The sequence below is a fragment of the Roseateles saccharophilus genome, from assembly GCF_031458095.1.
Taxonomy (GTDB): Bacteria; Pseudomonadota; Gammaproteobacteria; order Burkholderiales; family Burkholderiaceae_C; genus Pelomonas; species Pelomonas saccharophila_A.
This window is the reverse complement of the sequence record NZ_JAVDXU010000001.1, coordinates 1,676,213-1,702,075: the sequence shown is the minus strand read 5'-3', so window position 1 is coordinate 1,702,075 and position 25,863 is coordinate 1,676,213. Positions and strand designations below refer to the sequence as shown.

Below are 25,863 nucleotides of genomic sequence, written 5' to 3'. Positions count from 1 at the left end.
AGTCCTTGATTACTCGATCACGAACAGCGGCTGTCCGAACTCGACCGCCTGGCCGTTCTCGCACAGGATCTTGGTGATCGTGCCGCTCTTGTCGGCTTCGATCTCGTTCATGATCTTCATCGCCTCGATGATGCAGATGGCCTCGCCTTCCTTGACCTGCTGGCCGATGTCGGCGAAGGCCTTGGCGTTGGGGCTGGAGGCGCGATAGAAGGTGCCCACCATGGGCGACTTGACGATGTGGCCGGTCTCGACCGGGGCGGCGGCCGGGGCGGCTGCGGCCACCGGCGCGGCGACGGGCGCAGCGGCGTGGACGACCGGCGCGGCCGGGGCGGCGGCGTAAACCGGCTGCATGGCCACGGCGGCGGCCGGGTCGGCCTTGACGATGCGGACCTTGCCGTCGGCCTCGGTGATTTCCAGCTCGGAAATATTGGATTCCGAGACCAGGTCGATCAGGGTTTTGAGCTTGCGCAGGTCCATCGTGGCTCCAGGCTATGTTGTTGTTGTGGGGGGAAGGGAAAGGAGGCCGGCACCGCTCAGGCGCCGGCGGCTCCCAACGAATCGAGGGCGTGGCGCAGGGCGAGGCGGTAGCCGTTGGCGCCCAGGCCGCAGATGACGCCCACCGCCAGCTCGCTCACATAGCTGTGATGGCGGAAGGCCTCGCGGCGGTGGATATTGGACAGGTGGACTTCGATGAAGGGCAGGTCCACGGCGGCCAGCGCGTCGCGGATGGCGACGCTGGTGTGGGTGTAGGCGGCCGGGTTGATGAGGATGAAGCGCGTGCCGTCCGTGCGCGCGGCCTGGATGCGATCGACCAGGGCGCCTTCGTGGTTGCTTTGGAAGCTCACCAGGGTTGCGCCGGCATCTTTCGCGATCGTGCTCAGTTCAGCATCGATCTGTGCCAGGGTCTGCGCGCCGTATACCTCGGGCTCGCGGGTGCCGAGCAGGTTGAGGTTGGGGCCATGCAGGACGAGAACTTGCATCAAACAGGTGGCGGCGGCCGGACGCGAGCGTCTAGAGAGTCGCCACTAAATTGAGGAAGGGCGAACTTTACGCGTTTTGGCGCCGAATTCCCGCCGGATAGGGAAATTCTCGGGGTGGCCTAGGTTTTGGCCAGTTGGCGCAGCTCTTCCAGGCGGCTGACGCCCAGGCGGCGCCAGCTGATCTCGCCGGATTCATCGAAAACGACGGAAAACGGCAGGCCGCCGGCCGCGTTGCCGAGTTCGCGCACCAGGCCCAGGCCTTCGGGGCCGGCCAGGGCGACGCTGAAGTCCAGCGGGGTCTTTTGCAGAAAGGCCTTGACCGGGTCCAGCTGGTCGACGGCCAGGCCCAGCACCTGCCAGTCCTTGCCCTTGGCCTCTTGATAGAACTGGTTGATCTCCGGCAGTTCCTTGACGCAGGGCGGGCACCAGGTGGCCCAGAAGTTGACCAGCAGGGGCTGGCCGCGCCAGCGGGCGACGGCGAGCTCGGCGCCGTCCACGCCAAGGAAGCGGCGTGTCCAGAAAGCCTGGGCGACGGCCGAGGCCTGGGGCGGGTTGAGCTTGCGCCAGGCGAAGGAGGCGCCCAGGGCCGCTGCGCCCAGGCCGGCGCCGGTCAGGATGAGGCGGCGGGTGATGGGGTTCATGCTTCCTCGTCCAGCAGTTTGCGCAGGGCGCCGAGGTCGCCGCGCTCGGTCAGGCCGCGCGCATCGGGCTTCAGCGCGCCGCGCAGATCGTCGAAGTCCAGGATGGTCAGGCACAGCGTCACCCGCTCGTCGAGGGCGGGGCAGGGCGCGTCCAGGATCAGCATATCGACCTGGCGCCCGCGGCCGGCCGTCGTTTCGGCCACATCGAAGTCCAGGCCCCGGTCGATCAGGGCGATCTCGGCGGCCTTGCTGTCGTCGCAATAGAGCTGCAGATGGAGGTTGGACAGGCGTGTGGCCGTGCCGCGCCAGACGGCGCCGGTCAGGTGGGGGCGGAACTCGGCCAGGCGCTCCATCCATTGCGCCGCCAGTTCGCGCAGGGCGCGCAGCTCGCCGGGTTGGGTGTCGGCATGGAAGATGGCGATGTGCTCGCGCACCGCAGCCTCGACCTCGTCGTTGCCGGGCAGGGCGGCGCGCGGCAGGCCCAGGTCGCGGGCAGCGCGCTGCTTGGCCGGGCCCCAGTCCATGCCCTCATCGACGATGAGGCGGGCAGCAGCTGCGGCGATCTCTTCCGAATCACTCATGGCAATTGCGCGCTGTTCATGCGGCTGCTGATGACACCGGCCCGGCCCAGCACATAAGGCGACGCGGGTTGGCGCTCGAAGCGCTTGGGCGCCGGCAGCATGACGGCCAGGCGGGCGGCCTCGAAGGTGCCGAGGCGGGCCGCGTCGACATGGAAGTAGTGGCGGGCGGCAGCCTGGGCACCGAACAGGCCTTCGCCCCATTCGACGCTGTTCAGATAGATCTCCAGGATGCGACGCTTGTCGAGCAGCCCTTCCAGCATCAGCGTCAGGATGAGCTCCTGGCCCTTGCGCAACAGCGTGCGCTCGCCGGACAGGAAGAGGTTCTTGGCCAGCTGCTGGGTGATGGTCGAGCCGCCGACGACCTTGGCCGTCGGCTTGCCGCGGGCTTCGGCCCGCGCCTGGGCCTTTTCGTTCTTCTTCCAGGCGCCCTTGAGGGCATCCCAGTCGACACCGCCATGCTCGGCAAAGCCGTCGTCCTCGCTGGCGATGACGGCGCGCTTCAGCGTCGTCGGCAGCTGGGTGTCGTCCACCCATTGCTGGCTCCAGGCGACCTGCTGCTTTTCCTTCAGCAGGCGCACGATCTCGCTGCGCTGGAAGCTGGTCGACTGCGGCGCGACGAAGCGCATCATCAGGATGCGGCCGGCAAACCAGAGTTGCAGGCACAGCACGGCCAGGGCCAGCACGGCAAGGAGGCGGCCGATGTGGCGCATCACAGCGCGGCCCTCAAGGCTTTCAGCACCCGCGCCGTATCCGGGCGCAGCCCGCGCCAGAAGAAGAAGGCCTCGGCGGCCTGCTCGACCAGCATGCCCAGGCCGTCGCGCGGCTCGCCGCCGTGGGCGGCGGCCCAGTCCAGGAAGGCTTGCGCCTTGGGGCCGTACATCATGTCCAGGGCCAGGGTGCCGGGCTTGAGCACGCCGGCCTCCACGGGCGAGGCGGCGCCGGCCAGGCTGGTGCTGGTGGCATTGACGACGATGTCCTGGGCCAGTGGGGCGTCGGCCAGGGTGGCCGCGGCCAGGGGCACGCCGAGGTGGGCATGGCTGGACACCAGGGCCTGGGCTTTGTCCACCGAGCGGTTGACGACGGTGATGCGCGCCGGCCGGGCCGCGATCAGGCTGCCCAGCACCCCGGCCGCCGCGCCACCGGCGCCGACCAGCAGCACCTGCAGGCCTTCGAGCGGGCGGCGGGCGTTGCGCTGGATGTCGTTGACCAGGCCCGCGCCGTCGGTGTTGTCGCCCACCCAGCCCCCTTCGTCGAAACGCAGCGTGTTGACGGCATGGGCCAGCGCAGCGCGCTCGGTGTGCTCTGCGGCCAGAGCGAAGGCGTCGAACTTGAAGGGTACGGTGATATTGCAGCCCTTGGCGCCAGCGCCCGCGAAGGCGCGCAGCGTGGCCTCGAAGCCATCCAGCGGCGCCAGCAGGCGTTCATAGGCCAGGCTCTGCCCGGTCTGCTCGGCAAACATGGCGTGGATGGCCGGCGAGCGGCTGTGCTCGACCGGGTTGCCCACGACCGCATATCGATCCATCGTCATTGCGGTTGTCCCTGCAGGGTCGTTTCCAGGTTCTCGTCGCGCGTGAACTTGAAGCGCGACGTGATGACCAGCACCTCGGCGCCGCGCAGCATCTCCTTGCTGAAGTTGCCGAAGGGTGAGGCGGCCTGCACGATGGCGACGGCGCGGCGGTCCAGCGTCGGGTTGCCGCTGGAGGCGACGATCTCGGTCTCGATGACGCGGCCCTTGTGGTCGATGTGGATGTTCATGGTCAGCTCACCATAGAGCTTCTTGCCGCGCGACTCCGGGAAGTCGCGCGTGCCGCGCTCCTCGATGCGGCGGCGCAGGCCGTCGTAGTACTGCGCATAGACGACCTCGCGCGTAGCCGGGCTCACGTAACGCTTGCGCGGCCGAGCGCTTTCCTCGTTGACGCGCTTCTCGATCTCGGCGAGCAGGTCGACGAGCTGGCGGCGCTTCTCGGCGAGGGCGCGCTCGGTGGCGTCGGTCTTCTCGCGGCGCGGGTCGGGCGGCGGCAGCAGGGCGAGTTCGCGCCTCACCTGGGTCAGCAATTGCTGCTGCTGTTGCTGCAGTTGGGCGATCTGCGAGCTTTGCGATTCGGCCGCGTCGCCCGTTTCGTTCTGGCGGGCCGGCGGCAGCGGCGATGTGGCCCGACCCACCTCGGTATTGCCGCCACCGGCCAGGTTGGCCTGGGCCAGGGCCTGGGCCTTGACGGGCGCCTCGTTGGAGCGGGTGTTGACGAGGACGACCTCCAGCGGCGTGTCCTGGAAGATGCGGTTGAAGGCCTCGGGCGCGGCGATGCGCAGGCTCAGCAGTGCGGCATGCACGCCGAGCGAAAACGCGAGCGCGATCTGCAGCGTGCTCGGTTTGCGCATCTTCAGTTGGACGATGCGGCTTCGGCCGGCTCTGTTTCGTTGACGTCAATGGCCAGAGCGATCGGTGCGGCCGCGGCCTCCAGCTCGTCGTCGTCGCCTTCCGACTCCTCGGCCGCTGCGGCTTCATCCATTCGCTCGATCAGCGTGGCATGCACGTCCAGCGTCATCTCATCCAAGCCGGTGATGCGCACCTTCACATGGCTGCCGCGCGGCAGGGGCTCGCAGCCCAGGGCCTTGAAGACCAGGGGCAGGTCGTCGGCCCGCACCAGACCGTCCTTCATGACGGTGGCGGTCAGCTCGGCCGTGCCGTTCTGCTGCAGCCAGCGTAGCGTCCAGAAACGCTCGATGCCGTTCTGGAAGCCGTTGTAGGCCGCATAGGCGGACTCGAAGCTCGAGATGATGGAGAAGAGCGCCGCGTCCTTGGGCTTGAAGGGCGCGGCCAGAGCCGCCGTGCGGCCGTGGCGGGCGCAGGCAATGATCTGCCATTGGTTGACCAGGTCGACATAGCGGCGCAGCGGCGACGTCGCCCAGGTGTATTGGGCCACGCCCATCCCGGCATGGGGCAGGGCCTTGACGCCCATGCGCACCTTGATGCCGGGTGCCAGGCTGGCCTGGCTGCGGTAGATGCCGGGCAGGCCCAGTTCGGCCAGCCAGCCACCCCAGGCCGAGTTGGCCAGGATCATGGCTTCGGCGACGATGAGGTCCAGCGAGCTGCCGCGGGCGCGCACGCTGATTTGGACCAATTCACTGCCGTTGGGTGCTTCCGTGCGCTCGCCGCCGCCCGCCGGGCCGTTCCCAAGGGCGGCAGCGTCCCCTTGGGGGACCGTCGGCGAACTCGCCGACGAGGGGCCAGGTTTCAGGCGGAAGTTGTAGTCCGGCCGGTTGAAGTTCTCGGGCTTGCCGCGCACCACCTCGCGCTGGGCCTTCAGATGCTTGGCCAGGCGCCAGGTGAAGGCGAGCTCGGGGGCGAAGAGATAGTCGGCCGGTGCCTCGCCCGACAGCGTGGCGTCGGTGACGATGCCGTCCAGCTTGTCGTGGCGCAGGTTGGACGCGATATGCACGCGCTCCAGCTTCGTTTCCTTGGCCTTGATCTCGAACGTCGCCTCGTCCATCGTGAAATAGATGGACACCGCCGGGCAGTCGCGGCCCTCGATCAGCGTGTAGGCCTGCACGACGTCGTCGGGCAGCATGGTCAGCTTCCAGCCCGGCATGTAGACCGTGGACAGGCGCTCGCGGGCCACCTTGTCGACGGCCGAGTCCGGCGTGATGGCCAGGCCCGGCGCCGCGATGTGCACGCCGAAGATGACGGTGCCCGTGCCCAGGCCCTGCACCGACAGCGCATCGTCGATCTCGGTCGTCTGCGAGTCGTCGATGGAAAAGGCATGCGCCGGACTCAGTGCCAGCTCGTCCTTGATCTCGGGCGCTGTCAGGGCCGGGAAGCCCGTGCCCTTGGGGAAGTTCTCGAACAGGAAGCGCTTCCAGTGGAACTGGTAGGCGCTGGTGATGGCGCCCGCGCCCTGCAGCAGGTCCAGCGGGGCCTTGTGCGAGCGCTTGCTGGCCTCGACGACGGCCTTGTATTCGGGGCCGTTCTTGTCCGGCTTGAAGAGGATTTTGTAGATCTGGTCCTGGATGGGCTGGGGGCAGCTGCCCTTCACCAGCTCCTCCGCCCAGGCCTCGATCTGCAATTGCTGCTGGCGTTTGCGCTCGATGCCCAGCAGGGCCGCCTTGACGATCTCCTCGGGCGCCTTCTTGAACTGGCCCTTGCCGGCGCGGCGGAAGTAGTGCGGCGCGTCATAGAGGCGGAACAGGGCGGCGGCCTGCTGCACGACGCCGGCCTTGGCATCGAAATAGTCGCGGGCCAGGTCGGCAAAGCCGAATTCGCCCTCGGGGGCGAACTCCCAGGCCAGGTCCAGGTCGATGTCGTCGGCCAGCTTGCGGGCATCCGTCAGCAGCACGGCAGGCGCCGGCTGCTCGAATTTCAACAGCACATTGGCGGACTTGACCTTGACCCGCTTGCCCGAGTCCAGCTCGACCTGCAGCGAGGCATCGGCCTCCGACATCACCCGGCCGGCGAGGAATTTCCCGGCGTCATCAAAAAGCGCAAACATAAGCGGTCGATTGTCGCCTCAGACGGTCATGCCTCCCGAGACCTCGATGACCGCTCCGTTGACATAGCTTGCTTCGTCGCTGGCCAGGAAGGCATAGACGTTGGCGATCTCCTCGGGCTTGCCCAGGCGCTTGAGCGGCACATGGGCGCGCATCTCCTCCAGCACCTTGTCGGGGATGGTGCCGAGGATGGGGGTGTCGATGAAGCCGGGCGCGACCGCGTTCACGCGAATGCCCTTGGGGCCCAGTTCGCGGCTCCAGGTCTTGGTGAAGCCGATAACGCCGAACTTGGCGGCCGCGTAGTTGGTCTGGCCGAAATTGCCGTAGATGCCGACCACCGACGAGGCATTCAGGATGACGCCAGATCCTTGCGCCACCATGGTGTCGGTCACCGCCTGGGCGCAGTGAAAGACGCCGCGCAGGTTGACGTCGATGACGGCGTCGAACTGGGCCAGCGTCATCTTCTGCAGGCGGGCGTCCTTGGTGATGCCGGCGTTGTTGACCAGCACGTCGACGCGGCCGAAATCGGCCAGCACGGCGGCCACCATGAGGTCGACCGACACGCGGTCGGCCACGTCCACCGTGTAGCCCTGGGCCGTGGCGCCCAGCTTCTCGCAGGCCTTCACGGCGGCCTCGACGCCCTCTGGCCGCAGGTCGCACACGATGACCGTGGCGCCCTCGCGGGCGAATTTCAGCGCGGTGGCCAGGCCTATGCCCTGGGCCGCGCCCGTGATGATGCAAACCTTGTTCTGGAGTTTCATCGTCGTCATGGCTTCGTCAGGAATTCCGTGAGGGGTTGAAGATGGTCGTCGAAGTCTGTCAGACCATGATCGCTGCCCTCCAGCACCTCGCCGTCGCAACCGGCGTAGCGAGCCAACATCTCGCGCCAGTCCAGCAGTTCGTCGCCCTTGGCGATCAGCGCGTAATAGCGCGACGGGTGGGTCAGTCGGGCCGGCGGCGTCAGCGCGGCCAGCTCCGCCACATGCTGGGCCGTGAAATCGAATTTGAGCTCGGGGTCATGCCAGGCGGTCTGCACGCCGATGTGGCGTGACAGGTCGCGGGCCGGATTGACGGCGGGGTTGAGGACGGCGGCGCGCCAGCCGCGGTGGGCGGCCTGCTCGGCGACGAAGGTGGCGTAGAAGCCGCCCAGGGAGCTGCCGATGACGGCCGCACCCCGCGCCGGCCAGGCCTGGATGAGGCCAGCGACCAGTTCCATGGCCTCCAGCGGCGACGGGGGCAGTTGCGGCGCCACGAAAACCAGGCCCGGCTGCTCGGCCGCCCATGCGGCCATGCGGCGCGCCTTGGCCGAGGCGGGCGAGGAGCGAAAGCCGTGCAGATAAAGCAGATGTGTGAGATCCATGACGGAAGTTTTGATGTGAAGTTTTGTGCCCCTGCGACGCGGGAGGAATCGGATTGACGCGAGTGTCGCCGCCAGCCACAGTGCCTGCCTTTGCGCAATCCCGGACCTGTCCCATGATCCCGACGCCCCGCACCGCCCTGGCCACTGCCGCCCTGCTCGCACTGGCCGCGGTCGCCCAAGCCCAGACCCCGCCCGCTGCGGCCGCCTCCGCGCCTGGCAGCGCCGCCTCCGGCCCCGCCGCCGCTCGCCCGCCCGCCGATCCCACAGCGCCCAAGCCCTTTGCTGACGTCATCAAGGGCGCCAAGGAGCAGCCCGGCCTGTTCCCGATCTGGCGCAAGGACGAGAAGGTCTGGATCGAAATCCCCAAGGAAGCCTTCAACAAGCCTTTCCTGTTCAGCGTCAACGTTGCTAACGCCGTGGGCGAGCGCGGCCTGTACGCCAGCCAGATGCTGGGCGACGAGCTGGCCGAATGGCGCCGCATCGGCAACCATGTGCAGCTGATCGCGCTGAACACCAAGTTCCGCACCGCCAACCCGTCAGCCAAGCTCGCCATCGAGCAGGCCTTCTCGCCCAGCCTGATCGGCGGCTTGCCCGTGGCCAGCGCCGACCACCCGGACCGCAAGTCGGTGCTGATCGACGCCAGCAGCCTGCTGCTGAACGACATCCCTGGCTACTCGACGCGCCTGGAGTTCGCCTACCGCCTGCCTTTTGCGCCCGACCGCGCCAACTCCTTCATCGAGTCCACCCGGGCCGACGCCCAGGTCACGACGCTGACCTCGCGCGTGCACTTCGCCACGCCACGCATCCCGGCGCCTCCGCTGGTGCCCGCACCCGTGCCCGTGCCCACGCCGCCCCAGGCCACGCCGGACCCGCGCTCGATGTTCTTCAGCTTCGTCTACAGCTTCCGCGCGCTGCCTGAAGTGCCGGCCGCCATGCGCCATGCCGACCCGCGCCTGGGCCACTTCATGGAGAGCTACGCCGACTTCGGCGACGACCTCAAGGCCAACCCGCGCGTGCACATGATTGCCCGCTGGCGCCTGGAGAAGAAGGACCCGAACGCGGCCCTGTCCGAGCCGGTCCGACCCATCGTCTACTGGATGGACAAGAACATCCCCGGAAAGTACCGCGCCGCGGTCAAGGCCGGCATCGAGGAATGGAACAAGGCCTTCGAGAAGATCGGCTTCAAGGACGCCGTGCAGGCCAAGCAGCAGCCCGACGACGCCGACTGGGACAATATGGACTCGACCCACGCGTCCGTGCGCTGGTTTACCGGCGCGGACGTGGGCTTCGCCATCGGCCCGAGCAACCGTGACCCGCGCACCGGCGAAATCCTCGACGCCGACATCGGCATGAGCGACGTCTTCGGCCGCGGCTCGCGCCGCCTGGCATCGGACGACGTGCTGGGCTTGCACGCCCATGACCAGGCGGCCGCCAGCAACTGGATGGGCGAGCGCAGCCTGCGCGTGCTGTCCGAGCAGAACTGCACCTATATGGCCGACCAGGCCAACGAGCTCGGCTTCGCGCTGGACCTGCTGGCCCTGCGGGACGGCATGGACATGAACGGCCCCGAGGCCGAGGCCCTGGCCCAGGCCGTCATCAAGGACGTCGTCATGCACGAAGTCGGCCACACGCTCGGCCTCAAGCACAACTTCAGGTCCTCGACCACCGTCACCCAGGCCCAGCTCAAGGACAAGGCCTTCACCGAGGCCCACGGCATTTCCAACTCGGTGATGGACTACAACGCCTACAACCTGCCGCTCAAGGGCGAGCCCAAGGCCAGCCTGACCAACACGACGCTGGGTGCCTATGACTACTGGGCCATCGAGTACGCCTACAAGCCCATCGCTGCCGAGCAGGAAGCGGCCGAGCTGGCCAAGATCGCCGCGCGCTCGACCGAGCCGCAGCTGGCCTATGGGGACGACTTCGACCAGGGCGTCGGCGGCCCCTACGACGGCTTCGACCCGCGCACCAACCAGCGCGACCTGGGCGACGATCCGCTGGCCTATGCCAAGAAGCGCTTGAAGCTGAGCCAGGAACTGTGGGAGCGCGTGCAGACACGCCAGGCCGCCGTCGGCGACGACCCGCTGCGCAACCGCCGCTCCATTTTCGAGAGCTTCCGCCAGCTCGGCATGACGGCCAACAACATCAGCAAATACGTCGGTGGCCTGTATGCCGAGCGCGTGGTGCCGGGTGTCACGACCGGCCCGGCCTTCAAGCCGGTGGACAACGCCCAGCAGCGCGAAGCCCTGCGCTTCATCGCCAGCGGCCTGCTGTCCAGCGACTCGTTCAAGTTCAAGCCCGAGTTCCTGGTCACGCAGACGCTGGACTACAACGAGTGGGACCGCGGCCTGCCCATCTCCATCCCCGACAGCGTGGCCGCGCTGCAGGGCCGCGTGCTGGACCGCCTGATGTCGCCCAACACGGCCCGCCGCCTCATCGAGCAGGGCGCCTACCTGCCGGAGGCCCAGCGCAAGGGCGCGGTGTCGCTCAGTGAGGTCTATGGCACGCTGCAGGGCGCCATCTTCAGCGAGCTGAAGACCGGTGCCGAGATCGACCGCATGCGCCGCAGCCTGCAGCGCGAATACCTGCGCCGCCTGCAGGCCCAGCTGAACCGCGCCACCAACGGCGCCGCGGTCTATGCCGATGCCTTCTCGATGGCCCGCTGGCACGCCAGCCAGCTGCTCAACGAGCTGCGCACGGCTTCCGCCAAGCCGGGCCTGTCGGTCGAGACGCGCGCCCACCTGGCCGAGACGCAGGACATGCTGAACTCGATGCTGAAGGCGTCGCTGGTGCGCAGCTAATCCGCTTCGCGCTTAGCCAAAAGGCCGGCTTCATGCCGGCCTTTTTTCTTGTCTTAGCATGGCCGCCACTTCGAGAGACTTGACATGTCCACACCCGACAAACTCAATCAATTCGGCGCCAAAAACCTGCCCGGCTATCTGGGCATCGTCATCACCAAGGTCGAGAACGGCGAGGTCCATGCGGAGCTGGCAGTGCGGCCCGAGTTGATGGCGCCCAACGGCTTCCTGCATGCCGGCAGCGTCGTCACGCTGGCTGATACCTGCGCGGGCTATGGCTGTGTGCAGGCTCTGCCCGAAGGCGCGGTGGGCTTCACGACGGTTGAGCTGAAGTCCAACCACCTCGGCACGGCACGCGAGGGCACCATCGCCTGCGTGGCCAAGGCGGTGCATCTGGGAAGAACGACGCAGGTGTGGGATGCGGTGGTCACCAACAAGGACACGGGGAAGACCATGGCGCTGTTCAGGTGCACGCAGATGGTGCTGTATGGGAAGTGAGTTGGGCGCGGGTTGCTTTTGCATCGAGCCTTTCGACCCGTTGCAGTGAGCCGGGAGTCCGCCCCGGCAGGGCGGGTAACTTTTCTCTGACGCGCCAGAGAAAAGTCACCAAAAGAGGAGCGCTAATCCAATCCGCACTCGAGCGGTAGCTCACGCTCGCTGCGCTCGGAGTGGGACATGCCCACACGCGAGCCGCTGCGCTCTCGCCTCCCACTTGTGAAGAGCACCAGCGATCGGACCTTCACGCCAGTTAACGCCGGCTGCACGCCGTGCTCATCAGCAAGGAAACCCAATGCAGCGTCGCCCGAGCGACGCGGCTGTTCGGTATTTCCTGATGAGCACGGCGTGCAGCCGCGCGTCGGACGGGCTGCTGGTGCGATGGATGGTGCTCGTGACAAGTCAGACGCGAGAGCGCAGCGGTTCGCTTCTTCCCGCAATGCCGCTGGCCGTTTTCGCGCGCCGCTGGTGGCGTCGTCGCGATGGTGTGCGGTTCAGGGCCTCTTCTTTGGTGACTTTCTTCTGGCCCCGCAGAAGAAAACCGAAGGTTTCGCCAAAGTTACCCGGCCGCCGGGACGGACTCCCGGCAATGCATCGAGCAGGCGCTATTTGGCCAACGTAGCCAGCAATTTTTCGTGGATGCCACCAAACCCGCCATTGCTCATGCACAGCAAATGGTCTCCCGGTTTCGCAGCCTTGACGACAGCAGCCACCAGCGCATCCACATCCGCACCGACGAAAGCCGTAGCCCCCATCGGCGCCAACGCCTCCTTCGCATCCCAGCTCAACCCCTGTTGATTGCAGAACGCCAGATCGGCTTCTTCCAAAGCCCAGGGCAACTGCGCCTTCATCGTCCCCAGCTTCATCGTGTTGGAGCGCGGCTCGAAGATGGCCAGGATGCGATCCTGCGGCGCGATGCGGCGGCGCAGGCCGTTGACAGTGGTGCGTATCGCCGTCGGGTGATGGGCGAAGTCGTCGTACACCTTGATGCCGCGCGCCTCACCACGCAACTCCATGCGGCGTCGCACGTTCTGGAATTCGGCCAGGGCCGCGGCCGACTGTTCGGGCGACACGCCGACATGCTCGGCTGCGGCAATGGCCGCCAGCGCATTGAGCTGGTTGTGCTCGCCGATCAAGCCCCATTCCACGCGGGCGACCTTGAGGCTGCCGCGCAGCACGTCGAAGGCCTGCGGTTCGCCACGGGCGCGCAGCATGCCCGCTTCTTCCTTCTTGGCGCCGAAGCGCAGCACCTCGCTCCAGCAGCCGCGGGCGATGACGCGTTGCAGCGCTTCCTCGCGGGCATTGACGACCAGGCGGCCGCTGGCCGGCACGGTGCGCACGAGATGGTGGAACTGGGTCTCGATGGCGGCCAGGTCCGGGAAGATGTCGGCGTGGTCGTGCTCGAGGTTGTTCAGGATGGCCGTGCGCGGGCGGTAGTGGACGAACTTGCTGCGCTTGTCGAAGAAGGCGGTGTCGTATTCGTCGGCCTCGATGACGAAAGCTGATCCTTCGCCGAGCCGCGCCGACACGCCGAAGTTCTGCGGCACGCCGCCGACCAAAAAGCCCGGCTTCTGACCGGCATGCTCGAGGATCCAGGCCAGCATGGACGTCGTCGTCGTCTTGCCATGGGTGCCTGCCACGGCCAGCACATGGCGGCCCTGCAGCACATGCTCCGCCAGCCATTGCGGACCCGACACATAGGGCAGGCCGGCGTCGAGGATGGCTTCCATCAGCGGGAAGCGCTCGCCGCGCGTGACGACGTTGCCGATGACGAAGACGTCGGGCTTGAGCTCCAGCTGCTCGGCGCCGAAGCCCGTGATCAGCTCGATGCCCAGGGCCTCGAGCTGGGTGCTCATTGGCGGGTAGACGTTGGCGTCGCAGCCCGTGACCTTGTGGCCGGCTTCGCGCGCCAGCGCCGCGAGGCCGCCCATGAAGGTGCCGCAGATGCCGAGGATGTGAAGATGCATGGCAGTGGCGCGCGAAGGCGCTCTCAGATCAGCGCAAGGCGGTGCGTGCGGCCGCCAGTGTGGCCTCGATATCCGCCGCACCGTGGGCCGCCGACACGAAGCCGGCTTCGTACAGGGCGGGCGCCAGATAGATGCCGGCGTCCAGCATCGCATGGAAGAAGCGGTTGAAGCGCTCCTTGTCCGTCGTCATGACGGTGGTGTAGTTCTGCGGCAGTTCGGGCAGCAGGAAGAAGCCGAACATGCCGCCCTCGCAGTCGGCGCTGAAGGGCACGCCGTTCTCGGCGGCGACCACCTTGAGGCCGTCGACGAGCTGGCGCGTCTTGGCCGACAGCGATTCGAAGAAGCCGGGCTTCTGGATTTCGCGCAGCGTTGCCAGGCCGCAGGCCGTGGCCACCGGATTGCCGGACAGGGTGCCGGCCTGGTAGACGCCGCCCAGCGGCGCCAGGTGTTGCATGACCTCGCGCTTGGCGCCAAAGGCCGCCAGCGGCATGCCGCCGCCGATGACCTTGCCAAAGACCGAGATGTCGGGCGCGAAGCCGGGGATCAGCTTCGCATAGTGAGCCTGCGCTGAGCCGAGGCCGACGCGCAAGCCCGTCATGACCTCGTCCAGCACCAGCAGGGCGCCGTGCTGGCTGCACAGCCGCCGCATGGCGCTCATGAAGGCCAGCGACGAGCGCACGAAGTTCATGTTGCCGGCGATGGGCTCGACGATGACGCAGGCCAGCTCACTCCCGTACTGGGCAAACGCGGCCTCGAGCTGCTCGACGTTGTTGTATTCCAGCACGACGGTGTCGGCCGCCGCGCCCGGCGTGACGCCGGCGCTGGTGGGGTGGCCGAAGGTGGCCAGGCCCGAGCCGGCCTTGACCAGCAGGGCGTCGGTGTGGCCGTGATAGCAGCCCTCGAACTTGATGAACTTGGCGCGCCCGGTGGCGCCACGCGCCAGGCGGATGGCGCTCATGGTCGCCTCGGTGCCGGAGCTGACCAGGCGCACCTGGTCCATGCTGGGCACGAGCTTGAGGATTTCCTCTGCCAGCTCGATCTCGCGCTCGGTCGGCGCGCCGAAGGAGAAGCCTTCTGCGGCTGCCTTCATCACGGCTTCCTGCACGGCCGGATGGCCGTGGCCCAGGATCATCGGGCCCCAGGAGCCGATGTAGTCGACGTAGCGTTTGCCTTCGGCATCAAAGATATAGGCACCATCGCCGCGGGCGATGAAGCGCGGCGTGCCGCCGACGGCGCGGAAGGCGCGCACGGGCGAGTTCACGCCGCCGGGGATGACGCGGGCGGCGCGCTCGAAGAGCTCTGAATTGCTGGCCATGGAACGGAAATCAGGAGATCAGTGCATGCGCCGCGGCGTCTTGGGCGACTGCTCGGGCTCGGGATCGGGTTCGAAGTCGGGCGGCTCGCCCCCTTCCTCGTCCGCTGCGGGCAGGGCCCAGAAGAAGCGGTCGGGGATGACGTTGCCCATGCCGGGGCGAAAGCCAGCGTCCAGGGACTGGTCGAGGAAGGACAGGGCCTCGCTGACGGCCGAATGCAGCTCGGCGCCGACCGACAGCAGGGCAGCCAGCGCAGCCGACAGCGTGTCGCCGGAGCCGACGAAGGCCGTCTCGAAGCGCTCGAACTTCTCGCCGGTGATGGGGCCCTGGGCATTGGCCAGCACGTTGTCCACATACTGGTTGGGCAACTGGATGCCGGTCACCAGCACGTGCTGGGCGCCAGCCTGGGCGGCGGCTACGGCCAGTTCGCGGGCCGACGGCGCGCGCTCGTTGTCCCAGTCGGGCAGCAGGAAGTCGGTCATGGTCTTGTGGTTGCCCACCAGAACCGCCGTCTGCGGCAGCACTAGCTCGCGCACCGCGTCCAGATAGCTCTGCTGCTCGTCCTCGTCAATCCAGGCGACCGAGGGCAGATAAGTAACCAGAGGTACGTCGGGATAGTCGCTCAGCACCTCGGCGACGGCGGCCACGGCTTCGGCATTGCCGAGGAAGCCGACCTTCCAGGCCGTGATGGGCACGTCTTCCAGGATATGGCGGGCCTGCTCGGCGACGGTGTCGGGGTCGAGGTTCTCGTGTTCGAAAACCTCGGCTGTGTCGCGCAGCACGACGGCCGTGACGACGGGCAGGCAGTGGGCGCCCATGGCGGCGATGGTGGCCACATCGCCGGCCAGGCCGCCGGCGCCGGAGGCGTCGCTGGCATTGAAACTGAGCACGCAAGCCGGCGGCGGGCTCTCCTGCTCGTCCTGGGGTTCGGCGACCTCGGGGTCGGTGGGGAGGGGTGTTGGGCTCATGGGGAAGTCGTGGCGGATGCGGTCAATTGGTGCCGCAAAGCGTGGAGTCTGCCGCTAAAAGCGTGCTTCTGAGGCCCGGGGCACAGGCGTTTGCCCTCAGCATTGCGCTCTCGGGCCCTGGCTAGAATGATTCGATTGTAGTGAGCAAACTCTAAGCACCGTGAGCGAACCCAGTACCTGGATGTGCCTGATCTGTGGATGGATCTATGACGAAGCGACGGGCGATCCTGAGCATGGCATCGCGCCCGGTACCGCCTGGGCCGATGTGGACATGAATTGGACCTGCCCCGACTGCGGTGCGCGCAAAGAGGATTTCGAGATGGTGCGCATCTGACTCGGCCTCATCGCCGGCCCGGCCCCGAGCTGAAGTTCCGAGGAGACGACGTTTGAACGAGCAAGTTTCCGGTGCAGGACCCACCCGCATCCTGGTCATCGACGACAGCAACACCATCCGCCGCAGCGCGGAGATCTTCCTGAAGCAGGGCGGCCATGAGGTGGCCCTGGCCGAGGACGGCTTCGATGCGCTGGCCAAATTGGGCGACTTTCATCCCGACCTCGTGTTCTGCGACATCCTGATGCCGCGCCTGGACGGTTACCAGACCTGCGCCATCATCAAGCGCAACCCGCAGTTCTCGGGCGTGCCGGTGATCATGCTGTCATCCAAGGATGGCCTCTTCGACAAGGCCCGCGGGCGCATGGTGGGCTCGCAGGACTACCTGACCAAGCCTTTCACCAAGGACCAGCTGCTTCAAGCGGTGCTGCAGCACCGGCCCTGAGAAGCATCTTTAGAGAGAGAACTGCCATGAGCATTCAAAACATCCTGCTGGTTGACGACTCCAAGACCGAGCTGCATGCCCTGTCGGAGATGCTGGTCAAGCGCGGCTTCAATGTCCGCACGGCCGAGAACGCCGAAGAGGCCATGAAGCGCCTGGCCGAGGCCAAGCCCGACCTGATCCTGATGGACGTCGTCATGCCCGGCCAGAACGGTTTCCAGCTGACCCGCGCCATCACGCGTGACGAGCGCTATGCCGGCGTGCCCGTCATCATGTGCACGAGCAAGAGCCAGGAGACCGACAAGGTCTGGGGCATGCGCCAGGGCGCCAGCGACTACGTCGTCAAGCCCGTCAAGGCCGAAGAGCTGCTGGCCAAGATCAAGGCCCTCGGCTGAACATGGCAAACAAGACGGCACTCCGTGAGCTCCAGCAGCGCTTGGCCGAGCGCATGCAGGCCGCGCGTGAACAGACGCTGATCGCGAACTGGCTGGCCGTGGAATGCGCCGGTGTCGGCCTGCTGTTCTCGCTGAAGCAGGCCAGCGAAATCTTCGCGCCCGTGCCCATCAAGCCCGTGCCCTATGCCAAGCCCTGGCTGGCCGGCGTGGCCAATCTGCGCGGCGGCCTGTTCACCGTCGTCGACCTGGCTGTCTACCTGGGCCTGCGCGATCCCGCGCCGGGCCGCGCCCTGCCGGCGCAAAGCCGCCTGGTGTCGCTGGGCGGCGAGCTGAACCTGAACTGCGCCTTGCTCGTGGACCGCCTGGCCGGCCTGCGCAGCGACGAGCAACTGCCTCTGGCCCCGCAGCAGCCCGTCGGGCCGCTGCCCCGTTTTGCTGGCGCGCTGCGCCGCGACGAAGCCGGTCGCAGTTGGCAAGAAATCAATCTCGAGGCGTTGTCGCGGCAGGAGAATTTCCTGCACATCGTCGCGTGATGCACGCATCCATTTCCAAGCTACCAAGCTCCGAGCCGCTGCAAAACGCGGACATCACAAACACTGAAGGACGAGGGTGAGATGAGCCTGCTGGACAAAATCAGGGGAAAGTCCGAAGTCGATGAGCTGCCGCCGGCAGTGCCGGAGGCGGCCGACACGACGATCGACTCGCGCAGCAACATCGGTTTCGACGCGACCCGCAACGCCGACTCGACGCTCGCGGGGGTCGAGATCCCCGCGCGCACCGACATCTACCCGCGCACCGAGGCGCCGTCCATCATTTCGCCGGCCGTGCCGACGGAGCCGGGCCCGAACAGCGAGTTCCCGCCCAGCAGCACGATGAGCTTCGCGCCGACGACGCAGGCGGCCGACCCGACCATGCTGCCGACGCCCGCGGCCGCCACCGGCGCCGAGAAGCTGATCGAGCTGTTCGGCAAGCATCGCCAGCGCGTGCTGACGGGCCTGGTGGCCCTGGGCCTGGTCGGTACGGCGGTTTCGGTGTCCCTGGTGCTGGCCAGCTCCAACCGCAGCGCGGCCCAGGTGCGCGCTTCCGGCCAAGCGCTGATGCATTCGCAGCGTATGGCCAAGTCGGTGTCCGCGGCCCTGGTGGGCAACCCGGCCGCCTTCGCCGAACTGCGCGAGTCGGTCAGCACGCTGAGCGGCGTCGTCAACAACCTGCGCACCGGCGAGGGTGAGCTGGCCATCGCGCCGGCCGCCGTGCAGCCGACGCTGGAATCGCTGAAGCCGCTGGTCGAGCGCGCCGAGAAGAACGGCAAGGTCGTGCAGGCCCAGGAAAAGATCCTGACCCAGGTCGGCCAGGCCCTGCGCGCGATCAACCGCCAGTCCAGCGACCTGCTGGAAAGCGCCGAGGCCGTGTCGTCCCAGGCCCTGCAGATCGGCTCCTCCGCGGGTGAAGTCTCCGCGGTTGGTCAGCTCGTCATGCTGACCCAGCGTATCGGCAAGAGCGCCAACGAATTCCTGACCCAGGAAGGCGTCAGCCCCGAAGCCGTGTTCCTGCTGGGCAAGGACTTGAACTCCTTCAAGCTCATCACCGAGGCCCTGATCAGCGGCAGCCCCGAGCTGCGCCTGAACGCCGCGCGTGACCCGCAGCTGAAGGAACGCCTGCAGACCCTGCTCAAGCAGTACGAGCAGACTCGCACGCAGGCCTCCGCCATTCTGGGCAACCTGCAAGGCCTGGTGTCGGCTCGCGAGGCCCAGACCGCCATCCTGAACGACTCCGAGCCGCTGCGCAAAGGCCTGGAGCAGACCGCTGCCGAGCTGGAGAAGTCCGGCGGTGCCGGTGCCGGCCTCATCATCCTGCTGATCCTGTCCCTGGCCGCCCTGATCGTCGGCGCCGTCGGCTTCTTGCGCCTCTATCTGGCCGACCAGGCCGGTCGTGCCGAGATCGCCGAAGCCCAGAAGCGCGAAGCCGAAGCCCAGGAGCAGGAGGCCAAGCGCGTCAACGACGCCAACCAGGCCGCCATTCTGCGGTTGATGAACGAACTGGCCAGCGTCGCTGAAGGTGACCTGACACAGCAAGCCACGGTGACGGAAGACATCACCGGCGCCATCGCCGACTCCGTGAACTACACGGTGGAGGAGCTGCGCAACCTGGTCGGCCAGGTGCAGGCCACGGCGGCTCGCGTGACGGACACGACCGGCGCGGTGGACCAGACCTCCACCGACCTGCTGGCCGCTTCCAAGGAGCAGCTGCACGAGATCCGCGCCACCGGCGAGGCCGTGCTCGGCATGGCGGGTCGAATCACCGAGGTGTCCGCGCAGGCGCAGACCACGGCCGATGTGGCGCGCCAGAGCCGTCAGGCCGCCGAGCAGGGCCTCTCCGCGATGCAGAACAACATCGCCGGTATGAACACCATCCGTGACTCCATCCAGGAGACCTCCAAGCGCATCAAGCGCCTGGGCGAGTCGTCTCAGGAAATTGGCGAGATCACGGAGCTGATCTCTGACATTACGGAACAGACCAACGTGCTGGCTCTGAACGCGGCCATCCAGGCAGCGTCCGCCGGTGAAGCCGGTCGCGGTTTCTCCGTGGTTGCGGAAGAAGTGCAGCGCCTGGCCGAACGCTCCGGCGACGCGACGCGCCGGATTGCTGCGCTGGTGAAGACCATTCAGACCGACACCCACGACGCGGTGGCCGCCATGGAGCGCTCGACGCGCGGTGTGGTGGAAGGTACGCAACTGTCCGACGCGGCCGGCAAGGCCCTGGAAGACATCGACAGCGTGTCGCGCCAGCTGGACGAGCTGATCGGACGCATCTCGACCCAGGCGCAGCAGGAAGCCGAGCACGCCAACGAGGTGGCCTCCAACATCCAGCACATCTTCGCGGTGACCGAGCAGACGTCGGAGGGCACGCGCTCTACCGCCCAGATGGTGCATGAGCTGTCCCGCTCCGCCGAGGCGCTGCGTACCTCCGTGTCCCGATTCAAGGTCGCCTGACCCCAGCACACCGCACCGAGCGAGAAAGCCCACGCATGGACAGCTCCCTGCGAGACTCCGAACTCCCGGCCGACCTCAGCCCCCTGGCCTGGGTGCAGGAGGAATTGCGCCGCTCCCTGGAGTCGGTGCACAAGACCCTGCGACGCCATGTGCGCGACGGCAGCGACAACCGCCTCTCGGCCTTTGGCGGTGACGCCCAGCCGAGCGTCCCGCTGCAGCAGGCCGCGGCCCAGCTGCACCAGGTCAGCGGCGTGCTGTCGCTGGTCGGCCTGCCGGCCGGCGCCAGCGTGCTGCGCGCCGCCGAGTCGGCCGTTGCCCGCCTGGCCGAGAAGCCGCTGGAGATCGAAGCCAGCACCGTCGACACCATCGAACGCGCCAACTTCGCGCTGCTGGCCTATGTCGCCCGCCTGCTGGCAGGCAGCAAGACCTCGTCGCTGGCCCTCTATCCGGGCTATCGCGGGCTGCAGCAGCTCAACGGCGTCGAGCGCATCCACCCGGCCGACCTCTGGCAATACGACTGGTCCTGGCGCAGCATCGCGCCCGAGGCCGGCGTGCTGCCGCGCTCGCCCGAGGCGGTGCGCGCGCCCTTCGAAGCCGCGCTACTGCGCCATATGCGCGAGCCCAGCTCCGCGCATGCGGCCAACCTGTCCGGCCTGTGCGCCGGCCTGGCCGCGGCCCTGCCGGCCGGCACCACGCGCACGCTGTGGCAGCTCGCCGCCGCCGTCTTCGAGGGCCAGGCCCTCAAGCTCATCCCCAGCGACGCCTACACCAAGCGCCTGGGCTCCAAGCTGCTGCATGAACTGCGCCTCGTCGGCCAGGGCGACCCGGGCACCGACCCCGTGCGCGACCGCCTGGCCCAGGACCTGCTGTTCTTCTGCGCCCAGTGCCGCGTCGCCAAGGGCGCCGGCCCGCGCCTGAGCGCCGTCCACGAGGCCTATCGCCTGACCGAAGAGCATGCCGGCGACTACGAAGACGCCAGCCTCGGCCGCATCGACCCGGCCTGGGTCGCCCAGGCCAAGCGCCGTGTGATGTCGGCCAAGGAAAGCTGGTCCAGCGCCGCCGAGGGCGACCAGCACCGCCTGTCTGGCCTGGACGAGCAATTCGCCGGCCTGGCCGATTCCCTGACCCGCCTCTTCCCCAGCGGCGAGGTGCTGGCCCAGACCCTGCAGCGCGCCGTCGTCGCGACGCTGCGCTCGCGCACCACGCCGCCGCCGGCCCTGGCGATGGAAATCGCCACCAGCCTGCTCTATGTCGAAGCCGCGCTGGAAGACGCCGCCTTCGACCAGCCCGAGCAAGCCGACCGCGTGCGCCGCCTGGCCCGCCGCGTCGAGGGCGTGGCCCATGGCCAGACGCCCGAGCCGCTGGAAGACTGGATGGAGGACCTGTACCGCCGGGTCTCCGACCGTCAGACCCTCGGGAGCGTCGTGCATGAGTTGCGCGCCAGCCTCTCGGAAGTCGAGAAGCAGTGCGATGAATACTTCCGCGACCCGACCCAGCGCGCCCTGCTGATCCCCGTGCCCGGCCAGTTGCAGGCCATGCGCGGCGTGCTCAGCGTGCTGGGCCTGGACCAGGCCGCCCAGGCCACGGTGCGCATGCGTGACGAGGTCGACGGCCTTGCCAACACCGAGATCGACTTCAACCGCCCCGGCGCGCGCGACGTCTTCGAGCGCCTGGCCAACAACCTCGGCGCCCTCGGCTTCCTGATCGACATGCTGAGCGTGCAGCCGGCCCTGGCCAAGCGCATGTTCCAGTTCGACGATGCCAGCGGTCGCCTGGACGCCGTCATGGGCCGCCGCGAAGGCGCCGTCGAGCTGCCCAGCTTCGAGGCCAGCGGCTTCCACGTCGATCTCGAGCCGGAAGTCACCGCCCCGTCCTACGAGGCCACCCAGCCGCTGCGCGTCGACTTCGGTTCGCTGGATCTGCCCGACCTCAGCCTGCCCGACGTCGACCTGTCACAGCCGCCCGTTGCCGCACCCGCTCCCGTGGTCGCTCCGCCGCCGCCCGCGCCTGCCCCCGCGCCCAGCGTCGCCGACGACCCCGAGATGCGCGAGATCTTCCTTGAGGAAGCCGAGGAGGTCATTGGCAACGCCCGCGCTGCCCTGGACGAACTGCGCGAAGCTCCGGCCGACCATGGCCAGCTGACCGTCGTGCGCCGTGCCTTCCACACTCTGAAGGGCAGCGCCCGCATGGTGGGCCTGGACGCCTTCGGCGAAGGCGCCTGGGCCTGCGAGCAGCTCTACAACGCCCGCCTGGCCGAAGCCACGCCTCAGGCCGATGCGGCCCTGCTCGGCTTCACCGCCGAGGTGCTGGACTATTTCGCCCACTGGCGCAACCAGATCGCCGGCACCGAGCCGGGCCAGAGCCTGCCCGATCCGGTGCGGCGCAGCGCCGACTCCCTGCGTCTGCATGGCCAGCCCCTGCCGCTGGAAGTGCCCGCTGTCGAGGCCGTCGAGCGCAGCCCCGAGGCTGTCGCCGATGACGGCGCCGAGCCCGTCGCCGCCGCCCTGCCGGCCGAGATGGAAGAGACGCCGCCGGTGGCGCCCGACTTCGTGCTCGAGTTCGCCGCGCCCGTCGGCGACGCCGCCCAGCTCGAAGCCGAGGCCGCCCTGGCCCTGCCCGATGTCGTTCTCGACTTCGAGCCGACCGAGGTGCCCGTCGACGAGGCGGCCAGCGAATCCGCCGCCCACGCGCCGACCGAGCCGCTGCCGCTGCCCGTCATGCCCGACGAGGAGCCGACGCTGGCCAACTTTGGCGTCGTGCTGGACCTGGACGAGCCCGAGGTCGTCATTGCCGAACCCGTGGGCGAAGCGCCGGTCCGACCCGAGGAGTCCACGCTGGCCATGGCCCAGCTCCTCCACGAGGACGATGAGGCGCCGCTCGAACCCGCGCTCCGCCTCGTCACCGCGGCAGAACCCGAACCCGAGCCTGAACCCGAGTCCGTCGACCCCGACGAAGGCTTCAAGATCATCGGCCCGCTGCGCATCAGCATTGCGCTGTTCAACATCTTCCTGAACGAGGCCGACGAGCTGTCGCGCAAGCTGTCCATCGGCCTGGCCGAGTGGGCGGCCGAGCTCAGCCAGCCGGTGCCGCAGAGCTGCGAAGTGCAGGCCCACGCCCTGGCCGGCAATGCCGCCACGGTGGGCTATGACGACCTGTCGGCCCTGGCCCGCGAGCTCGAGCACACCCTGGATCGCGCCCAGCGCGCCGTGCGCTACGAGCCGGACGACGCCGAACTCTTCGTGCGCGCCGCCGACGACATCCGTCGCCTGCTGCACCAGTTCGCCGCCGGTTTCCTGAAGCCCAACGATCCGGACATCATCGCCCGCCTGCATGCCTACGAGCCGCAGGAAGAGTCCTTCACCGCGGCGGCACCGCTGGACGCTGCGCATCTGCATGCGCTGGACGAGACCATCGCCGGCGATCTGGACATGTCGGCCACGGTGGCTGCCGATCTGTCGGAGCCCGAGGTCGTCGAAGCGGCCGAAGTGATCGAGATGGCCGAGGTGGTGGAACCCGCCGCCGAGCCCCTCGTCGAAGCCGTGGCAGAACCGGTTGTGGAGCCCGTGGCAGAGCCCGTCGTTGAGCCCATCGCCGAGCCGGTGGCCGAGGTTCAGCCCGAACCCGAGCCCGTGCCTGAGCCCGTTGTCGAAGCCGAACTGGCCCCGGTGCCGACGGCTGCTGAAGACGAACCCGAGCCCGGCCTGCCCGACCACATCGAGCCCGACCTCTATCCCATCTTCGAAGAGGAAGGCCGCGACCTGCTGGAGCAACTGCACGGCGCCCTGCGCGACTGGCTGGCCCACCCGGCCGAGCTGGGCCGCTCCGACGCCTGCATGCGTGCCCTGCACACCTTCAAGGGTGGCGCCCGCCTGGCCGGCGCCATGCGCCTGGGTGAGCAGGCCCACCACCTGGAGTCGGCCGTCGAGGCCCTGGTGCGAGCCGGCCATGCCGACCACGCCCAGGTCCAGGCCCTGCAGCACGAGGGTGACGCCCTCGAGCATGCCTTCGAGGAACTGGGCCGCAGCCTGACGGCCGCCGCCGCCGCGCCCGTGGCCCCGGCCATCGTCGCGCCGCCGCCCCCCGCGCCCGCCGCCAAGCCCGTGGCGGCCGCGCCGGTTGCCGAAGTTTCGGAACCCTCGATCCGGCCGATGGCGCCCGTCGCCGTCGACAAGCCGGTCGAACCGGCCCGCGAGATCGACTGGAGCCGCTTCACCGACACCGCCGAGATCGCCGCCGGCAGCGACAACCTCGCCATCGGCCAGGCCCTGGTGCGGGTGCGCGGCAGCCTGCTGGAGCGCATGGCCACCCAGGCCGGCGAGGTCAGCATCCGCCGCGCGCGGATGGAGTCCGAGCTGAACCAGATGAAGGGCGCCCTGCTCGACCTCGACGACAACCTGGAGCGCATCCGCGCCCAGCTGCGCGAGCTCGAGCTGCAGGCCGAAGCCCAGATGCACATCCAGCAGGAGATGCAGCAGCAGGGCGGCCGCGAGTTCGACCCGCTGGAATTCGACCGCTACACCCGCTTCCAGGAATTGACCCGCATGCTGGCCGAGTCGGTCGGCGACGTGGCCACCCTGCAGCGCACCCTGGGCCGCAACGTCCAGACCGGTGAAGACGAGCTGGCCGCGCAGTCGCGGCTGACGCGCGAGCTGCAGGACGATCTGCTGCGCACCCGCCTGGTGGAGTTCGACTCCATCGGCGAGCGCATGCACCGCGTCGTCCGCCAGGCCGCCCGCGACAGCGGCAAGCAGGTCAAGCTCGAGATCGTCGGCGGCCAGACCGAACTCGACCGTTCGGTGCTGGAACGTACCGCAGGCGCCTTCGAGCATCTGCTGCGCAACAGCGTCGCCCACGGCATCGAGACGCCCGAGGCCCGCACGGCCGCCGGCAAGGATCCGGTCGGCACGCTGCGCATCGAGGTCGGCCAGCACGGCAACGAAGTGCTGCTGAACTTCTCCGACAACGGCGCCGGCCTCAACCTCGCCCGCATCCGCGAGCGCGGCCTGCAGCTGGGCCTGATCTCGGCCGACGCCGAGCCCGATGACGCCCAGCTCAAGCGCCTGATCTTCGCGCCGGGCTTCTCGACGGCCAGCCAGATCACCGAGCTCAGCGGCCGTGGCATCGGCATGGACGTCGTGCGCGCCGAGGTCGGCACGCTGGGCGGCAGCATCGAGACCACGTCCGAGGCCGGCCAGGGCACCAGCTTCCTGCTGCGCCTGCCGCTGACAACCGCGCTGACCCAGGTCGTGCTGCTGAAGAGCGCCGACCAGGTCATCGCTGTGCCCGCGGCCCTGATGGCTTCGGTGCAGCGCGTGCCGGTCGATGCGGTCGAGGCAGCCTACGCCACCGGCAAGCTGCAGCACGCCGGCATCGAGATGCCCTTCTACTGGCTGGGCGGCCTCCTCGGACACGCCGGCCGCGGCCATGTCCATGGGCGCTACACCCACGTCGTGCTGGTCAAGACGGCCCAGACCTCGCTGGCCCTGCACGTCGACGAAGTGATCGGCAACCAGGAAGTCGTGGTCAAGAACCTCGGCGCCCAGCTCAACCGCGTGCCGGGCCTGGCGGGCATCAGCCTGCTGGCTTCGGGCGAGGTGGCGCTGATCTACAACGTCGTGGCCCTGGCCGACTGGTATGGCCTGGATGCCCAGGCCCGCCTGCAGGCGGCCCATGCCCTGTCGCTGGGCGAGGTGCCGCAGCAGCAGGTGGCGTCCGTCGTCGAGACAGTCACCCAGGCGCCGCTGGTCCTCGTCGTCGACGATTCGCTGACAGTGCGTCGCGTCACCCAGCGCTTCCTGGAGCGCGTCGGCCTGCGCGTCATGCTGGCCAAGGACGGCCTGGATGCGATGGAGAAGCTGTCCGGCGACGAGCTGCCTTCGGTGGTGCTGTCCGACATCGAGATGCCGCGCATGGACGGTTTCGACCTGGTGCGCAATATGCGCGCCGACTCGCGGCTGGCCAACCTGCCCGTCATCATGATCACCTCGCGCATCGCCCAGAAGCACCGCGACTACGCGGCGCAACTGGGTGTCGACCACTATCTCGGCAAGCCCTACGATGAGGAATATCTGCTCGGGTTGATCCAGCAGTTCACCCAGCAGGCGCTTGCCGCCTGAG

At 68.3% G+C, this 25,863-nt stretch carries 21 protein-coding genes; 8 read left to right on the top strand and 13 right to left on the bottom strand.

Features of this window, described 5'->3' with window-relative positions; translation table 11 throughout:
* Nucleotides 1-9 precede the first annotated feature (9 nt).
* The 10 genes from accB to J2X20_RS07855 form a co-directional block, all read right to left on the bottom strand.
* Nucleotides 10-477 carry an acetyl-CoA carboxylase biotin carboxyl carrier protein gene (gene accB / locus J2X20_RS07900; RefSeq protein WP_310263142.1) on the bottom strand — a complete coding sequence of 156 codons (468 nt, stop codon included), beginning with the start codon at nucleotides 475-477 and terminating at the stop codon, nucleotides 10-12.
* Between the two features lie 56 nt (nucleotides 478-533).
* Complete coding sequence (gene aroQ, locus J2X20_RS07895; protein WP_310263140.1) at nucleotides 534-983, bottom strand: type II 3-dehydroquinate dehydratase; 450 nt, start codon at nucleotides 981-983, stop codon at nucleotides 534-536.
* Between the two features lie 116 nt (nucleotides 984-1,099).
* The gene (locus tag J2X20_RS07890; protein ID WP_310263138.1) at nucleotides 1,100-1,621 is read right to left on the bottom strand and encodes a TlpA family protein disulfide reductase; all 522 of its coding nucleotides are present in this window, start codon (nucleotides 1,619-1,621) and stop codon (nucleotides 1,100-1,102) included.
* Nucleotides 1,618-2,202, bottom strand: coding sequence for a hypothetical protein (locus J2X20_RS07885; protein WP_310263136.1), 585 nt, complete (start codon nucleotides 2,200-2,202; stop codon nucleotides 1,618-1,620). Before J2X20_RS07885 ends, J2X20_RS07890 begins: the two co-directional genes overlap by 4 nt.
* Nucleotides 2,199-2,912 carry a monofunctional biosynthetic peptidoglycan transglycosylase gene (mtgA, locus tag J2X20_RS07880; RefSeq protein ID WP_310263134.1) on the bottom strand — a complete coding sequence of 238 codons (714 nt, stop codon included), beginning with the start codon at nucleotides 2,910-2,912 and terminating at the stop codon, nucleotides 2,199-2,201. The genes J2X20_RS07885 and mtgA overlap by 4 nt, the downstream gene beginning before the upstream one ends.
* Nucleotides 2,912-3,724 (bottom strand): shikimate dehydrogenase, encoded by an 813-nt coding sequence (gene aroE / locus J2X20_RS07875; protein ID WP_409034159.1) that lies wholly within the window; start codon nucleotides 3,722-3,724, stop codon nucleotides 2,912-2,914. Before aroE ends, mtgA begins: the two co-directional genes overlap by 1 nt.
* A gap of 2 nt (nucleotides 3,725-3,726) precedes the next feature.
* Nucleotides 3,727-4,581 (bottom strand): energy transducer TonB, encoded by an 855-nt coding sequence (locus J2X20_RS07870; RefSeq protein ID WP_310263131.1) that lies wholly within the window; start codon nucleotides 4,579-4,581, stop codon nucleotides 3,727-3,729.
* Nucleotides 4,582-4,583: 2 nt separating this feature from the next.
* Nucleotides 4,584-6,689 (bottom strand): ribonuclease catalytic domain-containing protein, encoded by a 2,106-nt coding sequence (locus J2X20_RS07865; RefSeq protein ID WP_310263129.1) that lies wholly within the window; start codon nucleotides 6,687-6,689, stop codon nucleotides 4,584-4,586.
* Between the two features lie 18 nt (nucleotides 6,690-6,707).
* Nucleotides 6,708-7,448 carry a 3-oxoacyl-ACP reductase FabG gene (fabG, locus tag J2X20_RS07860; protein WP_310263126.1) on the bottom strand — a complete coding sequence of 247 codons (741 nt, stop codon included), beginning with the start codon at nucleotides 7,446-7,448 and terminating at the stop codon, nucleotides 6,708-6,710.
* A 5-nt stretch (nucleotides 7,449-7,453) separates the two neighbouring features.
* The gene (locus tag J2X20_RS07855) at nucleotides 7,454-8,047 is read right to left on the bottom strand and encodes a YqiA/YcfP family alpha/beta fold hydrolase (protein ID WP_310263124.1); all 594 of its coding nucleotides are present in this window, start codon (nucleotides 8,045-8,047) and stop codon (nucleotides 7,454-7,456) included.
* A 113-nt stretch (nucleotides 8,048-8,160) separates the two neighbouring features.
* Between J2X20_RS07855 and J2X20_RS07850 the strand changes: the two genes are divergently transcribed.
* Both J2X20_RS07850 and J2X20_RS07845 read left to right on the top strand, forming a co-directional pair.
* Nucleotides 8,161-10,848 (top strand): zinc-dependent metalloprotease, encoded by a 2,688-nt coding sequence (locus J2X20_RS07850; RefSeq protein WP_310263122.1) that lies wholly within the window; start codon nucleotides 8,161-8,163, stop codon nucleotides 10,846-10,848.
* A gap of 84 nt (nucleotides 10,849-10,932) precedes the next feature.
* Complete coding sequence (locus tag J2X20_RS07845) at nucleotides 10,933-11,343, top strand: PaaI family thioesterase (RefSeq protein WP_310263120.1); 411 nt, start codon at nucleotides 10,933-10,935, stop codon at nucleotides 11,341-11,343.
* A 602-nt stretch (nucleotides 11,344-11,945) separates the two neighbouring features.
* Here the strand turns inward: J2X20_RS07845 and mpl are convergent.
* The 3 genes from mpl to thiD are packed head-to-tail and all read right to left on the bottom strand — an operon-like array spanning nucleotide 11,946 to nucleotide 15,588.
* Nucleotides 11,946-13,307 (bottom strand): UDP-N-acetylmuramate:L-alanyl-gamma-D-glutamyl-meso-diaminopimelate ligase, encoded by a 1,362-nt coding sequence (gene mpl / locus J2X20_RS07840; RefSeq protein ID WP_310263118.1) that lies wholly within the window; start codon nucleotides 13,305-13,307, stop codon nucleotides 11,946-11,948.
* 28 nt (nucleotides 13,308-13,335) lie between these two features.
* On the bottom strand, nucleotides 13,336-14,622 hold the full coding sequence (hemL, locus tag J2X20_RS07835; RefSeq protein ID WP_310263116.1) for a glutamate-1-semialdehyde 2,1-aminomutase: 1,287 nt from the start codon (nucleotides 14,620-14,622) through the stop codon (nucleotides 13,336-13,338).
* A gap of 18 nt (nucleotides 14,623-14,640) precedes the next feature.
* Nucleotides 14,641-15,588 (bottom strand): bifunctional hydroxymethylpyrimidine kinase/phosphomethylpyrimidine kinase, encoded by a 948-nt coding sequence (gene thiD, locus J2X20_RS07830; protein ID WP_310263114.1) that lies wholly within the window; start codon nucleotides 15,586-15,588, stop codon nucleotides 14,641-14,643.
* Between the two features lie 181 nt (nucleotides 15,589-15,769).
* Here thiD and J2X20_RS07825 point away from each other — a divergent pair, with 181 nt between their 5' ends.
* The 6 genes from J2X20_RS07825 to J2X20_RS07800 all read left to right on the top strand — a co-directional run bounded on the left by J2X20_RS07825 (nucleotide 15,770) and on the right by J2X20_RS07800 (nucleotide 25,862).
* Nucleotides 15,770-15,922 (top strand): rubredoxin, encoded by a 153-nt coding sequence (locus tag J2X20_RS07825; RefSeq protein WP_119043521.1) that lies wholly within the window; start codon nucleotides 15,770-15,772, stop codon nucleotides 15,920-15,922.
* Between the two features lie 52 nt (nucleotides 15,923-15,974).
* Nucleotides 15,975-16,364, top strand: a complete 390-nt coding sequence (locus J2X20_RS07820) for a response regulator (protein WP_293501545.1) — start codon at nucleotides 15,975-15,977, stop codon at nucleotides 16,362-16,364.
* Between the two features lie 26 nt (nucleotides 16,365-16,390).
* The gene (locus tag J2X20_RS07815) at nucleotides 16,391-16,756 is read left to right on the top strand and encodes a response regulator (protein WP_310263111.1); all 366 of its coding nucleotides are present in this window, start codon (nucleotides 16,391-16,393) and stop codon (nucleotides 16,754-16,756) included.
* Nucleotides 16,757-16,758: 2 nt separating this feature from the next.
* Nucleotides 16,759-17,289, top strand: coding sequence for a chemotaxis protein CheW (locus J2X20_RS07810; protein WP_310263109.1), 531 nt, complete (start codon nucleotides 16,759-16,761; stop codon nucleotides 17,287-17,289).
* Nucleotides 17,290-17,370: 81 nt separating this feature from the next.
* Nucleotides 17,371-19,746, top strand: coding sequence for a methyl-accepting chemotaxis protein (locus J2X20_RS07805; RefSeq protein WP_310263107.1), 2,376 nt, complete (start codon nucleotides 17,371-17,373; stop codon nucleotides 19,744-19,746).
* 35 nt (nucleotides 19,747-19,781) lie between these two features.
* Nucleotides 19,782-25,862, top strand: coding sequence for a hybrid sensor histidine kinase/response regulator (locus J2X20_RS07800; protein ID WP_310263105.1), 6,081 nt, complete (start codon nucleotides 19,782-19,784; stop codon nucleotides 25,860-25,862).
* Nucleotide 25,863 lies beyond the last annotated feature (1 nt).